The organism is Galbibacter sp. BG1 (assembly GCF_013391805.1).
GTDB lineage: Bacteria > Bacteroidota > Bacteroidia > Flavobacteriales > Flavobacteriaceae > Galbibacter.
The window spans coordinates 105,471-118,839 of record NZ_CP058364.1 but is presented as its reverse complement, the minus strand read 5'-3'; the positions used below and the strand labels follow the sequence as shown (position 1 = coordinate 118,839).

16 protein-coding genes are annotated in these 13,369 nt (G+C 37.2%); 6 read left to right on the top strand and 10 right to left on the bottom strand.

The window, feature by feature from the left end; genetic code table 11:
• The first annotated feature begins 45 nt into the window (after positions 1-45).
• The 3 genes from HX109_RS00465 (at position 46) to rocD (ending at position 3,183) form a co-directional block, all read left to right on the top strand.
• Positions 46-783: a hypothetical protein gene (locus HX109_RS00465; RefSeq protein WP_178949265.1), complete on the top strand. Its 738-nt coding sequence runs from the start codon at positions 46-48 to the stop codon at positions 781-783.
• A gap of 230 nt (positions 784-1,013) precedes the next feature.
• Positions 1,014-1,814 carry a TIGR00266 family protein gene (locus HX109_RS00460; protein ID WP_178949264.1) on the top strand — a complete coding sequence of 267 codons (801 nt, stop codon included), beginning with the start codon at positions 1,014-1,016 and terminating at the stop codon, positions 1,812-1,814.
• A gap of 124 nt (positions 1,815-1,938) precedes the next feature.
• Positions 1,939-3,183 carry an ornithine--oxo-acid transaminase gene (gene rocD, locus HX109_RS00455; RefSeq protein WP_178949263.1) on the top strand — a complete coding sequence of 415 codons (1,245 nt, stop codon included), beginning with the start codon at positions 1,939-1,941 and terminating at the stop codon, positions 3,181-3,183.
• A 65-nt stretch (positions 3,184-3,248) separates the two neighbouring features.
• Here the strand turns inward: rocD and HX109_RS00450 are convergent, their stop codons facing one another.
• Both HX109_RS00450 and HX109_RS00445 read right to left on the bottom strand, forming a co-directional pair.
• Positions 3,249-3,584, bottom strand: a complete 336-nt coding sequence (locus HX109_RS00450) for a CCC motif membrane protein (protein WP_178949262.1) — start codon at positions 3,582-3,584, stop codon at positions 3,249-3,251.
• Between the two features lie 12 nt (positions 3,585-3,596).
• A complete protein-coding gene (locus tag HX109_RS00445) occupies positions 3,597-3,863 on the bottom strand; it encodes a DUF2752 domain-containing protein (protein ID WP_317170446.1) in 267 nt (88 codons plus the stop codon).
• A gap of 138 nt (positions 3,864-4,001) precedes the next feature.
• Here HX109_RS00445 and HX109_RS00440 point away from each other — a divergent pair, with 138 nt between their 5' ends.
• A complete protein-coding gene (locus HX109_RS00440; protein ID WP_178949260.1) occupies positions 4,002-4,217 on the top strand; it encodes a hypothetical protein in 216 nt (71 codons plus the stop codon).
• The gene (locus HX109_RS00435; RefSeq protein WP_178949259.1) at positions 4,210-4,773 is read left to right on the top strand and encodes a Smr/MutS family protein; all 564 of its coding nucleotides are present in this window, start codon (positions 4,210-4,212) and stop codon (positions 4,771-4,773) included. The genes HX109_RS00440 and HX109_RS00435 overlap by 8 nt, the downstream gene beginning before the upstream one ends.
• A gap of 4 nt (positions 4,774-4,777) precedes the next feature.
• On the opposite strand, the gene HX109_RS00430 is transcribed toward HX109_RS00435, so the two are convergent.
• Complete coding sequence (locus HX109_RS00430; RefSeq protein WP_178949258.1) at positions 4,778-5,689, bottom strand: hypothetical protein; 912 nt, start codon at positions 5,687-5,689, stop codon at positions 4,778-4,780.
• A 92-nt stretch (positions 5,690-5,781) separates the two neighbouring features.
• Here HX109_RS00430 and HX109_RS00425 point away from each other — a divergent pair, with 92 nt between their 5' ends.
• Positions 5,782-6,930: a cysteine desulfurase family protein gene (locus tag HX109_RS00425; RefSeq protein ID WP_178949257.1), complete on the top strand. Its 1,149-nt coding sequence runs from the start codon at positions 5,782-5,784 to the stop codon at positions 6,928-6,930.
• 212 nt (positions 6,931-7,142) lie between these two features.
• Here the strand turns inward: HX109_RS00425 and HX109_RS00420 are convergent, their stop codons facing one another.
• The 7 genes from HX109_RS00420 to HX109_RS00390 all read right to left on the bottom strand — a co-directional run bounded on the left by HX109_RS00420 (position 7,143) and on the right by HX109_RS00390 (position 13,358).
• Positions 7,143-8,201 carry a nucleoid-associated protein gene (locus HX109_RS00420; protein WP_178949256.1) on the bottom strand — a complete coding sequence of 353 codons (1,059 nt, stop codon included), beginning with the start codon at positions 8,199-8,201 and terminating at the stop codon, positions 7,143-7,145.
• Positions 8,202-8,282: 81 nt separating this feature from the next.
• Entirely contained in the window at positions 8,283-8,792 is a 510-nt protein-coding gene (locus HX109_RS00415) for an IS1096 element passenger TnpR family protein (RefSeq protein ID WP_178949255.1), read from the bottom strand.
• 169 nt (positions 8,793-8,961) lie between these two features.
• On the bottom strand, positions 8,962-10,008 hold the full coding sequence (locus tag HX109_RS00410) for a COX15/CtaA family protein (protein ID WP_178949254.1): 1,047 nt from the start codon (positions 10,006-10,008) through the stop codon (positions 8,962-8,964).
• A gap of 43 nt (positions 10,009-10,051) precedes the next feature.
• Positions 10,052-11,485, bottom strand: coding sequence for a CCA tRNA nucleotidyltransferase (locus tag HX109_RS00405; protein WP_178949253.1), 1,434 nt, complete (start codon positions 11,483-11,485; stop codon positions 10,052-10,054).
• 57 nt (positions 11,486-11,542) lie between these two features.
• Positions 11,543-11,920: a four helix bundle protein gene (locus tag HX109_RS00400; protein WP_178949252.1), complete on the bottom strand. Its 378-nt coding sequence runs from the start codon at positions 11,918-11,920 to the stop codon at positions 11,543-11,545.
• Between the two features lie 65 nt (positions 11,921-11,985).
• On the bottom strand, positions 11,986-12,546 hold the full coding sequence (locus tag HX109_RS00395) for an L-threonylcarbamoyladenylate synthase (RefSeq protein ID WP_178949251.1): 561 nt from the start codon (positions 12,544-12,546) through the stop codon (positions 11,986-11,988).
• Between the two features lie 2 nt (positions 12,547-12,548).
• Entirely contained in the window at positions 12,549-13,358 is an 810-nt protein-coding gene (locus HX109_RS00390; RefSeq protein WP_178949250.1) for a glycosyltransferase, read from the bottom strand.
• Positions 13,359-13,369: the final 11 nt, after the last annotated feature.

Below are 13,369 nucleotides of genomic sequence, written 5' to 3'. Positions count from 1 at the left end.
TGGGCTCTTATAGTTATTTTTGGGAAGCCTCAAAATAACATCGCTATGAAAAAGTTTATTTATTCTGCTTTATGGGTTTGCTGCACCCTATTATTTTTCTCCTGTTCTAAAGACGAATCTGTAGAAGACACTACAGAAGTTGGAAACAATCCGCTCGAAGACGTGGAACTTTCTGCTGCTACTTCGGTTACAGACAACGATGGGAATACTTACGAAGTAGGATTCAATCAAGTAAGTAATATCAATCAAGACCCTTTTGTGCGTAAAAGATTATCTTCCGGGGAAAGCATTTGGTATGTAGAGCATGAAAAATCGGAAGTAGATGGCCGCGCAACCATGATATTGGTAGACAATAACAATGTGCCATGGGTAGTTTTTTCCCTGGTAGGAGGGAGTTATAGTGAAGACTATCTTACCAAAAGGGCTGTCGAAGGGGGTGCTTTTAACGGCGTTTATCAAGGCGGATATGGAAATGGAGGCGGACCAAAAGTGTCCATTATTGCCAAACTGAACCCCAATACCGGTAAAATTGAAAAAGCAAGTTTTATCACTGCCCGCAAAAATGATGGAAAAACCAACGGATTCAATGTGAAAAAAATCGGTTTCAAAGAAGGTAAGTTGGCGTTCCAAGCGGCATCTGTCGCATGGCCTCCTGGTAAAGGAAAGTCTTATCAAAAGTTTCCAGACATAACTGATGCCGATCGGGTAGACGGGGTTTTTTCTGTTTATTATGAAATGAATCCTACTCTTACCGAAATTACGGAGGCAGTGCTTTTAAAGTAATCTTAGAAATTAAACCGCCTACAATTTAACAAGTTATGCTTTAGCTTCATCAATTTATATGCTACTGTTAGTAGGCTGGGTTTTATTTTTATGCTGAATGAGAAGTACATTTCTTTATCTTCTTTATTCACCCATTTTTTATCCTGATCTCTCACACCTTTCATTTCCTCAACCTGTAACATTTTTATGTAATTTTAGTCTAATAAATGAACCAATTATTAAGATTTATTATGACATCACACGAAATAGATTATCAAATATACGGTGAGGAAATGCAATATGTGGAGATAGAACTAGATCCACAGGAAGCCGTAGTGGCAGAAGCCGGAAGTTTTATGATGATGGATCAAGGACTTCAAATGGATACCATTTTTGGAGACGGTTCCAATCAACAAAAGGGGGTTCTGGGAAAACTTTTTTCCGCAGGGAAGCGTTTGCTAACTGGAGAAAGCTTGTTTATGACGGCTTTTTTAAATACCGATATGGGAAAACGTAAGGTAAGCTTTGCCTCGCCCTATCCCGGAAAAATAATTCCGATTGACCTTACCAAATACCGCGGAAAATTTATTTGCCAGAAAGATGCATTTTTATGTGCTGCCCAAGGTGTTTCCATTGGAATTGAATTTTCCAGAAGACTCGGTAGGGGATTTTTTGGAGGCGAAGGTTTTATTATGCAAAAGCTCGAAGGCGACGGTATGGCATTTGTACATGCTGGAGGAACTTTAGCCAGAAGGGAATTGGCTGCAGGTGAAGTTTTGAGGGTAGATACCGGCTGTATTGTTGGTTTTACCCAAGATATTGATTATGACATTGAATTTGTAGGCGGCATTAAGAATACCGTTTTTGGTGGGGAAGGATTGTTTTTTGCCTCCCTGCGCGGTCCTGGGGTTGTCTATATACAATCGTTGCCTTTCAGTCGTTTGGCCAGCAGGGTTTTTGCAGCCGCCCCTCAACAAGGAGGGAAGGATAAAGGCGAGGGAAGCATTCTTGGCGGCTTAGGTGATTTACTGGATGGTGACAATAGGTTTTAGGGAAATAGGGTCTTGATATTCTTGAAGTTGATTTAAATATTTTGTATTTTCGCATCACTGCATGGATGATTTCTCTCCGTAAGAAGGAATTGTAAAGTATCACAATTTAAATTTCAATTTCAGAATGGCAGTTTTGGAAAGATTAACTTCACAAGATGCAATTGCATTAGAAGACAAGTACGGTGCACACAATTATCACCCACTTCCTGTGGTTTTAAGTCGCGGGGAAGGTGTTTATATGTGGGATGTAGAAGGTAAAAAGTATTATGATTTTTTATCGGCTTATTCTGCTGTAAACCAAGGACATTGCAATCCACGTATTGTAAATGCAATGGTAGAACAGGCAAAAACATTAACCTTAACTTCAAGGGCATTTCACAACGATATGCTTGGTAAGTTTGAGCAATATGCTACCTCTTATTTCGGTTTTGATAAGCTTTTACCCATGAATACAGGGGCGGAAGCCGTAGAAACCGCGATTAAAATTTGTAGAAAATGGGCTTACGAGCGTAAAGGAATAAAAGAACAGGATGCTCAAATAGTTGTTTGCGAAAACAATTTCCATGGGCGTACCACCACCATTATATCTTTTTCGAATGATGAGGGCGCACGGAAAAACTTCGGTCCGTATACACCAGGATTTCTAAAAATACCCTATGATGATACAGAGGCTTTAGAGAAAATCTTAAAAGAGCACGATAATATCGCTGGGTTCTTAGTGGAGCCAATTCAAGGGGAAGCTGGGGTTTATGTACCTTCCGAAGGATATTTAACGAAAGCAAGGGAACTTTGTAAAGAGCATGGAGTTCTATTCATTGCAGATGAAATACAAACGGGTATCGCAAGAACCGGAAAATTGTTGGCGATAGATCATGAAAATGTAAAACCAGATATGCTTATCCTTGGAAAAGCTATTAGTGGTGGGGTTTATCCTGTAAGTGCCGTATTGGCAAACAACGAGGTGATGGACGTTATCCAGCCCGGTCAACACGGAAGTACTTTTGGAGGAAACCCTGTGGCTGCGGCAGTAGCAACAGAAGCTCTGGAGGTTGTAAAAGACGAAAAACTCGCAGAAAACGCTGAAAAACTGGGACAACTTTTCCGTAGTGAACTACAAAAATATATTGATAACAGCAATATTGTGAGTTTGGTACGTGGAAAAGGATTGTTGAACGCTATCGTAATCAACGATAGTGAAGATAGTTCTACAGCATGGGATATTTGTATGGCCTTAAAGGAAAATGGTTTGTTGGCCAAACCAACACATGGAAACATTATCCGTTTTGCACCGCCATTGGTAATGACCGAAGATCAGTTATTGGACTGTGTATCTATAATTACAACGACTTTAAAGGATTTCGAAAAATAATTTTTGAAACTAGATGAAAAAAAATCCCCGCGGAAGCGGGGATTTTTAGTTTATATAAAGGGCTTTTATTGTTCAATACCCCATTGCTCAAATACTTCTTGCTGTTGCTCCATATATGCTGTCCAGCCTCCCAATGAAATTATATAAACAATTGAACTTATTAAAGCAATTACAGATAAAACCAGGCCTACAATGGCAACTGTTTTTGCTGTTTTTAATTGTTTATAATTGGAATATTCTTCAGGGTTCATCATGTACGTTTTTTCATCTTTTTTAGCTAAATAGAAAGCTATACCAGAAAATAACAAACCTCCCAAGCCACTGGTGCAGCAGCAGGCAATAAATGAAATGATTCCTAAAACCAAAGAAATAGTAACGTTAGGTAACTTTTGTTGTTCCATAATTGAAATTGATTAGTGGTGAAAAAATTTTAAAATATAATTTCCTAAAATAAGAAATACATTCGTTAAAAGTAAGAATACTAAAATTCTGTTAGCATTCTTTATTCTTATAAAGTTATTGAAAGCGAGATAAACAAAGAGAATTATTAAGGTGTAAATCGCCGGATACATTTTAAACGCACCTATAAAATCCCCTTGAAACAATAAAGCCACCGACCGCTGCAAACCACAACCAAAACATTCGAAACCGAAAAGTTTTTTGTTGAGGCAAGGAAGCATATAATCTTCCGCTTTAAGGAGAATGAAGTGGGTCATAAGGTATATGCGCTCTTTTATATTTGTAAACTTATTAAAAAGTTCTTAAACTGTCTTGTTTCAATGTATTATTTTTGTAGTCAATTTAAAAGCAGATTTGGGATGAAGTTGTTTTCGTTATTGTGTATTGTGCTGGGCGCTATTCTCGTTTTTATGTTCAACGACCAGTCAGAATACGATAAATATTTAAAAATTGGAGGTTTTGTTTTGTTGATGTACGGTTTATATCAATCAACTCAATTATGGGTTAAAGAAAATCCTAAAAACGACAAAAAAGACGATAGCAAAAGCTTAGAAGATCATTTGAGGGATGAGTAAATTAAAACTTCACATAGGAGATACTGTAGAAGTCCTGGACGACGCCATCAAGGGTAAAGTGATAAAACTCCTCGGTAATGGTTATTTAGTTGCTACGGAAGATGGATTCGAAATGGAATTTTATGAAAACGAATTGGTAAAAGTTTCTAAAGAAACCGATTTGGAAGTTACCAATTTTGAAGTGGCCCAAGCGGTAAAAGAAAAGCAAAAGGGTATTAAAACCAAGCGTAAATCTCCAAAAATGGAGAAAGTGGTGCCAGCTATGGAAGTAGATTTACACATTCATAAACTTACAGAATCTACACGGGGAATGACCAATTTCGACATGCTAAACCTTCAAGTGGATACCGCTAAACATAAACTGGAATTTGCTATTAAAAATAGAATCCAAAAAGTGGTTTTTATCCACGGGGTAGGGGAAGGTGTGTTAAAAACGGAGTTGGAATACCTATTTGGTCGCTATTCCAATGCTACTTATTACGATGCTGATTATAGAACCTACGGACTTGGAGCTACGGAAGTCTATATTTATCAGAATGGTGTACAGGATTCATGATTACTTACTTTTCTTCCTGTTGAATTGGATTTTCAATGGTTCCAAATAAATAAGTATCGACATCAAATTTAATTTCCTCGTTTTCGTTTTCCAATTTAAAACCGTCTACAATTTCAATAACGCTCGTGTAAATAGATTGGTACACATTTTTACGTCTGGTAGATTTTTTATCGGTGGTGGTAGCGGCTGTAGCTGTTAAATAGTTAGGAACTTTTTTCCCATCGATGGTTACAGTATCGTTGGTAGGATTACCATCCCCATTTAAGTCTTCATCTATAGTTAAAACCCCATCATTGTCATCATCATTATCTAAATAATTGGGAAGTTCATCACCATCGGTATTGGTGTAAACAATATTTGTAGGGTCACTATTATCTATTTCATCTTTGGTAAGAACTCTGTCATCATCATCGTCATTATCGATGTAATCTGGAATACCATCACCATCACTATCCCTCGAAGCGGCTTTATTAACCGTTCCGTCATCGTTGTACACAACGCCTTCCTCTGCGGTGGGGACACCATCCAAATCGTCATCTTCAACTGTTGTGGTTATTCTAATGGTTCCACTGGGCGCATACCACTCTTCAGTAACTAATGGAGCGGTTGGGGGCACACTTTGGCAGAAATATGAGGCAGTCACCTCATTATCAAAAATTCTATAAAGCACTTTATTGGTATTGTTGTTTATAGTGAATTCTAAAGTATCAACTTTATTAAAATTTACACTATTGGGCTCTAGTTGAATAATAAGCGCTTCATTTTTAGCTTCAGAAATTTTAAACAGTGTTACGGTACCATCCAAACAAGGTTCTTGAACATCGGTATCGTCAAAGTCTAGTTGATCTATCACAAAATCCCCATCATCGCAAGCCATAAGCAGCATTAAAAAACCAAAAAAGAATATTCTTTGCATCCCTAGAATTTTAAATCTTAAACAAATGTAAAACATACTAAGTTATAACGAAATTTATTGTGAATAATTTTAATTAAAAGTACTTTTGCGGCATGCAAAAAGTGTATTTAGATAGTGCTGCTACAACGCAGGTAAGAGAAGGGGTCATCGCTAAGATGCAAGATGCTTTAGCTAATTTTTATGGAAATCCGTCGTCTACCCATAGCTTTGGGCGATCGGCTAAAACACAGATAGAAAAGGCACGAAAAACAATTGCAAAACAACTGAATGCGAGTCCGTCGGAAATTATATTTACTTCTGGAGGTACCGAAGCAGATAATATGATTTTGAGGTGTGCTGTTAGGGATTTAGGAGTCGAGCATATAATTACTTCTAAAATAGAACACCATGCGGTACTCCATACAGTAGAACAACTGCAGAAGGAATACGGAATAGAGGTTTCATACGTAGAATTAAACGACTGCGGAACAGCTAGTTTAGATAGCCTTGAAGCATTGCTGAAGGAAAACAAAGGGAAAACCTTGGTAAGCTTGATGCATGTAAACAATGAGATTGGCAATATGATCGATATGGAGGCATTTACAGAGGTTTGTAAGAAGTATGATGCTCTTTTTCATTCGGACACCGTGCAATCCATAGGCCATTGGGAGTGGGATTTACAAAAGACCAAGGTAGACTTTCTGACTGCTGCTGCGCACAAATTTCATGGACCAAAAGGGATCGGTTTTGCCTTTATTCGCAAAAATATCCCTATTAAGCAAATGATCTGTGGGGGAGAACAAGAACGTGGATTTAGGGCAGGAACAGAGCCATTTCATAATATAGTTGGTCTAGAGGAAGCCTTTGTGCAGGCCTATGAAAATTTAGAACAGGAGCGTGCATATGTAACTGAGTTGAAGGAATACTTCATGCAACAATTGGAAGCCGCTATGCCAGGTGTGAAATTTAATGGAAATTGTGCGGAACTCGATAAAAGCACCTATACTTTGGTAAATGCGTGCCTACCGCTTTCGGCGGAAAAAGCAGCTTTGTTGTTGTTTCAATTGGATATTAAAGGTATTGCATGTTCCCGTGGTAGCGCCTGCCAAAGTGGGAGCGCGGCCGGCTCTCATGTGCTTAATGAGATTTTAAGTGAAGAGGATTCGCAGAAACCATCTGTTCGGTTCTCTTTTTCACATTATAACACTAAAGAAGAGTTGGATTATGTAGTGGATTGCTTAAAGGAATTTGCAGAAAGCTAGGCTTTAAGATTAAATGCATATGAAAATAACAAAGGGACTGTACTTTATTGAGCAGTCCCTTTTTATATTAAACTTTTAAACTGTATTTCGTCAAGACGTCTCTACTAGCGACAGGAGGTAGCGTGGTAGTCTCCTGATGATTTAGATCAAGTGCGAGGAGATGGCCACGTCGTTTTTCAACTCCTCGCCAAGACTTTTCAATTAAAATTCACTTAGCTTTTTTGTTCTTTGTTGAAGTATACGAGGTAATAATACATTTGTTTTTCTTCATCCCATCCTTTTTCAACAAATTTTTCAGCTGACTCCGGATTGATAAAATCCATTTTTATTTGAATATTGGTATCTAAATTGATGACGTTTTTAATCTTTTTACGCGCATCAGAAACTGCTTTGTTGGCAATAGGGAAAGAAGATACGTCTTCAATACTGTATTTAGGCCCTTTTTCTGTTTTGTAATTTTTAAATTCTGGAATAAGCTCTGGGTTTTCCATTACAGCATTCAAAAAATTGGTTTCCTCAAAATCGTCGTTGCTAGCAAAGTGATTTACAGCACGGTTCATAAACATTACCTCTTCTTTTTTGTCTTCCGCAGGTAAAACCACATCTTTGGCAAAATCTTGACAGAATTTCAAGTATTTTTTGGTGAAGTAAGTATCGTCCGTAAGGGCGTCTACACTCAAGAAATTTTCCAACCAATATTTGGTGTCGTAACGGTTACTGTCTACCGAAAGGATTTTAAAACCTTCTTCTTTATTGGTGTTAAGTATGAGGCATCCTTTGTCTAATTTGTTTATGTTGATTCCTTGACGAATAAGAATTTCGAGATTGGTGCCTTTTTCTTCAAACTCTAAAAAATCATGCTTCAACTCCGATTTAAAAATACCGATAGCATTAATTTTTTCATTATCCAGATTAACATCAGAAAGGTAAGTAACGTAAACCTCTCCACTTTTAATGTGTGGGTGGTTCGATTGATCGTATAGATAAGTGGCAATGCTCTTGGAAATTTTATGTACGCTAGTGGGGTCTTCAAAAATTTCTGAAGCCATGGTGTACAACTCGTTGTATTCCAAATCTACCTCATGATCAAAACGGTAATAATTTTCTTCCTTTTCCCGAAATGGTTTAAAGAAATACTCCTTTAAAAGTCCGGTAATCTCATCATTTAAACGGTATGGTTCTTCCGAGAAAAAAGTGCCTTCTTCTTTACTTTTGTTACCAATTCTGTGGATGGAAAGGCTCTCTATTTGTGTAGGATATAAATTGATCATTTTAAGATTGAAAGTTAAAGGTTAAAAGTTAAAAGTAATGTTAGACTACTCCTTACTTTGTATTTCAAAAATTGTACTTCGTTAATTCCAGTGCTCGTCGAAATCGAAATCGTCATAGCTATCTACATCGAAATCGTCGCTCTCATCTTCGTCTCCCGATAGATCTTCCGCTTCAAATTTTTTCACTGGTGGCGCATCCGGTAACTGTCCGTGCACATAAAGTAAATTGGGATAAGTGTTGCCGTCTTCTTTTTCGGCAATATCGGCCAATTCCACAAAGAACGTCCACATGCTAAAAAAGTCATACACGTAAATTAGATTTCTATTATCTTCATCTAAAAGGTCTTCTACATAAGTTTCCGCCATAAGTTTTACATCGCTGCCGGTTTCGCTCATATCGAACAGGGCAATTTCTTCCCCTTGGTTCCATTCTTCGTCACTTACATAAAAAGACGCCATTTCGGTACCGTCGAAGCCAAAAGCTTGAGATACGGCGTTGTGAAAGTCTTCCAAAGAGCTATTGCCTTCTACTTCAATATCCCTAAATACGTCTTCTTCTGCGTCTAGTATTACTCTAAATTTATAGATCATTTCAATTTATTTTCCGAGGGGTGCAAGTTACAAAGATTTCAACGGAATTTCGCTACAGATATTTTTTTCTGAACCGTTTTTTTAAGTCAAAACCTAACCAGGGCTGAGGCCTTTTTCTTGTTTGCTTAGGCTGAGTTATTTGGCTGCCAAATGCAGATTCACTTCAAATTTATAGGTGACTGACAAAACTTTTATCAATAAGTTTCGATTGAAGCGCTTCCAGTAATACGTAAAATTGAACTCCAAAAAGTATAGAAGCAAAAACTAAATGCAATGCTTGTGTGCTAAAAGGAAAGTGAAAATAATACATCGCAATCCCCGTAATAATTTCCAAAACAATAAAAGCCAGGATCCAATTCACCTTAGTGTATCCCAACGATAATTTTTTATTGCGAAAAACTATAAATAAATTCACCAAAAACACCAAAATGGAAAGGCTGCGGTGTAGGTAGAAATCTATTTCGGGATTCGATAGCCATTTATTTTTAGCAAATTCCCCAAAAATATTTTTTTGTTCGTCTATAAATTGGCGAACCTGTGTCCCGAAAACAATTTGTATAAGGGTAAGTATTAAAGCAGCTATTAAAACATTGGAAAACAGTTTGTTTTTTTTTCGGATCACCTTTTTGTCACGGGTTTGAAATAGAATAATTAAAAGAAAAGCTACTATAACCAACGCCATGACCATGTGCAAGGTAATTCGCACCGGCGCCAGTACAGAATAAACCACTGTTGCTCCCAACCAGGCTTGAAAACCCATACCGAGTACGGTTAGCCATGCGAGTATGGGAATCCAAATATTTTCTTTACGGAATTTAAAGGAAGTGAAGGCCAATAATAAGGTAGCAAGACCCGCCAATGCTCCAAATAACCTATTTATATATTCCACCCAAGTGTGTGTTGGATTAAAAATCGCGTAGTCGTGCTTGGTATAATCGTTCCAATGGGAATTATCATAGCTTTTCCCCGTGGTAAAGTTTTCTTTAGCTACTTTTAAAGACTCATTAACTATTATAACCTGCCCTTTTTTAAACTCCCTATTTGGCTGCCATTCCAATTGGGAAACCTCGGTTGGAGGAATATAGTAACCAAAACATTTGGGCCAGTCGGGGCATCCCATACCGCTTCCTGTCATTCGTACCACTGCACCGGCTAAAATAACCAAGTAGACCAAAATCAAGGTTACTTTTGCGAGTTTTCTAAAGTTCTTTTTCACTTATTCAAGTTCGATTATATTTTTTAAACATCCAGCCTCCAGTCTACTTTTCATTTACCGGTGTTAACCCGAGTTTCTTACCTCTTTTAAGCATAAACTCGAAAGCGGCATCATGTTCATTTGGTATTTCCCCTTCCAGAATGGCTTCTTTAATAGCTTCTTTTATGACTCCAATTTCCCTTGAAGGCTTGAGATTGAAAACTTCCATTATTTCTGCGCCATCTACTGGCGGTTGAAAATTACGCACCTGATCCCTTTCCTCTACTTCTGTTATTTTCTGTCTTACAATCTTAAAATTATTGCTATATTTTTTATAACGTTTTGGGTTCTTGGTTGTAATGTCGGCCTCGCATAAGGTCATTAAATCTTCCACATGCTCCCCAGCATCGAAAATAAGCCTTCTTACTGCAGAGTCTGTCACAATTTCTTGTGCCAAAACAATAGGGCGGGAGCTCATTAATACGAGTTTCTGAACCAATTTCATTTTATCATTAAGGGGCATATGAAGCCTTTTGAACAGTTTATAAACCATTTTGGAGCCTACAAATTCGTGTCCGTGAAAGGTCCATCCAATTTTATCATCAAACCTTTTGGTAGGTGCTTTTCCTATATCGTGCAATAACGCAGCCCAGCGCAACCAAAGATCATCGGTGTTTTTGGAGATGTTATCGACTACTTCTAAGGTATGCCAAAAGTTATCTTTGTGTTTTTGCCCTTCCTTTTCCTCAATCCCTTGTAAATTGGTAAGTTCTGGCATTATAATTTCAAGAAGTCCCGTTTTAAAAAGCAAACTAAAACCAATGGATGGTTTTTTACTCAGCAGTATTTTATTTAGCTCATCTACAATTCGTTCATTGGAAATGATTTTGATACGATTTTTGTTCTTTTTGATTGCTTCGAGGGATTTCTCTTCAATTCTAAAGTTCAATTGTGAAGCAAAACGAATGGCACGCATCATCCTCAACGGATCATCGGAATAGGTGATGTCTGGATCGAGAGGGGTACGAATTATCTTTTTCTCAAGATCTGAAACTCCATTAAAGGGGTCGAGCAATTCCCCGTAGTTTTTCTCATTCAGGGAAATTGCCAATGCATTGATGGTAAAATCCCTTCGGTTTTGGTCGTCTTCCAAGGTCCCATTTTCCACCACAGGTTTTCTGCTGTCAAAATGATAACTTTCCTTTCTGGCACCCACAAATTCCACTTCAAGGTCTTCATAACGAAGCATAGCCGTGCCAAAATTTTTAAAAACGGACACTTTTGTTTTTTTAGGCAACACCTCTGCAACCTTTTTTGCAAGTTCGATCCCGCTTCCCAAGGCTACCACATCAATATCTTTTGGGGTTCCTCTTTTCAATAAATAATCGCGCACAAAACCGCCTATTACATAGCTTTTAACCTGTAGATCCTTCGAAGCTTTGGCGATGACCTCGAAAATCGGATTTTGAATTGCTTTATGATAGTTTTTTTTAGACATTTAAAATCTTACTATGCAGTGTTCAGTGTTCAGTGTTCAGTGTTCAGTGTTCAGTGTTCAGTGTTCAGTGCTTTTTACACCAAACTTTTTAGGGTTCAAAAGCATATAATTTAAAAGTTTACCAACTTCTTCGCTTTGGCAGGTGAGTTCCTCGAAACTTTTTTTAGTGAGATATTTACATTCAAATGCAAATTGTAACCAAACTTGCGTTTCGGAGTTTTCGGCGTCGCAATCGGTTAACTTGCTATAGAAATGTTTAGGGTACGCTCTTTTTCTATAAGCTTCTGCAATATTTGCCGAAACACTTCTGGAACTTCTTCTAATTTGGTCTGTTAGCGAATAGGTTTCTTCCTTGGGGAATTTTTTAGAAATTTCAAAAATTTGCATCGATAGAGAAAACGCTTTTTGATACACAATTAAATCTTTAAAATTCATTCGCTTAATTTTTAATATGATTTTTGCCTACTGCCTACTGCCTACTGCCTACTGATAACTGTAAATTACTTTCTAATAACCTTCACCACAGCATCGTTTCCAATTTTTATGATGGAAGAAGGTTTTGAATTTGTTTTTTCGCGATGCAAATTTACCACATAATCGACACCTTTTAAAATTTCATCGGATATTTGTGAAAAGTGCTGTGGCGTTGGTAACCCACTGATATTGGCAGAAGTTGAAACAATTGGTCTTTTAAATTGACGAATAAGTTTTTGGCAAAATTCATCAGAAGCTACCCGAATTGCCAAGGTATCATCTGCTGCGACCAGATTTTTAGCCACATTTATAGGGCGATCGTATATTATGGTCGTAGGTTTACTGGCTAATTCGATGATGTCGTAAGCGGCATCTGGGATCTCATACACATACTTTTGAAGCATCCTAAGATCTGATACTAAGCAAATAAGTGCTTTGCTGTCGTCTCTTTTTTTAAGTTCATAAACTTTTTTTATGGCCTCAGGATTGGTAGCATCGCAACCAATTCCCCACACTGTATCGGTTGGGTAAAGTATGAGTCCGCCGCTATTAAGTGTTTCAATTGTATTTTGTATCTCTTCGTGCATGGTTAATATTGTAAATTAAAATAATTGACTAATTGTTGCCATTGGACTTTATTGTAATCCTTTTTAATATTTTCATTCTTTAATGATACCGATTGAGTTCCTGCAATAGGTATTAAGCGTGGTGGATTTTTAGTCTGTCTTGCATTGGTATTTTGTAAAATTGCCATTGCTTTAAACCATAAATCATCTGCCTTTGGGCATAATTTTAAAAATAAGTCTTCACTAAATACCCTTTTATCCAAAGAATTGGGCGGATATAAAATTCCAGCGGCTCCAATAGGTAATATTGTTTTAGGATTTGGATTGCTTGTAGAAATCCATTCCTTATAAGGTAAAAGTTCACCATGCGAATCATACTTAATTTGTCTTGTTTGATTTCCAACAATATCCTTTTGGTTAATTAAATGTTCGTTATAAAGTTTTTCCAACCATTCTTCATCGTAAATAAAATCATCATCACAGGTTACAATAACGTTTTCCGGATATAACTTTAGGGTGTGTATTAATTTTTTGTGGGAGCAATGGAGATGAGTATACCTTATTTCAAAAATATTCCCCTCAAGAATTTTTAGTGATTTAGGAATCTTATTTTTTAAATCTTCGTGCAACCAAAGAATAATTTTTTCAGGTGAAACAGATTGATTTAAGATACTTCGTATGGTAATGTGTACTTTTTTCAATCTATAAGGAATAGAAGTCAAAGAAACTATAACGGGAACGGTTTTATTTTTTCCCTCCTTCAAAGCTGTGGTCTGCTTATTTTTTAAGGCTAAAGTTTTAAATATGGAAAGCGGTAGTTCTTTTAACTTCATTTGTTTCAGAT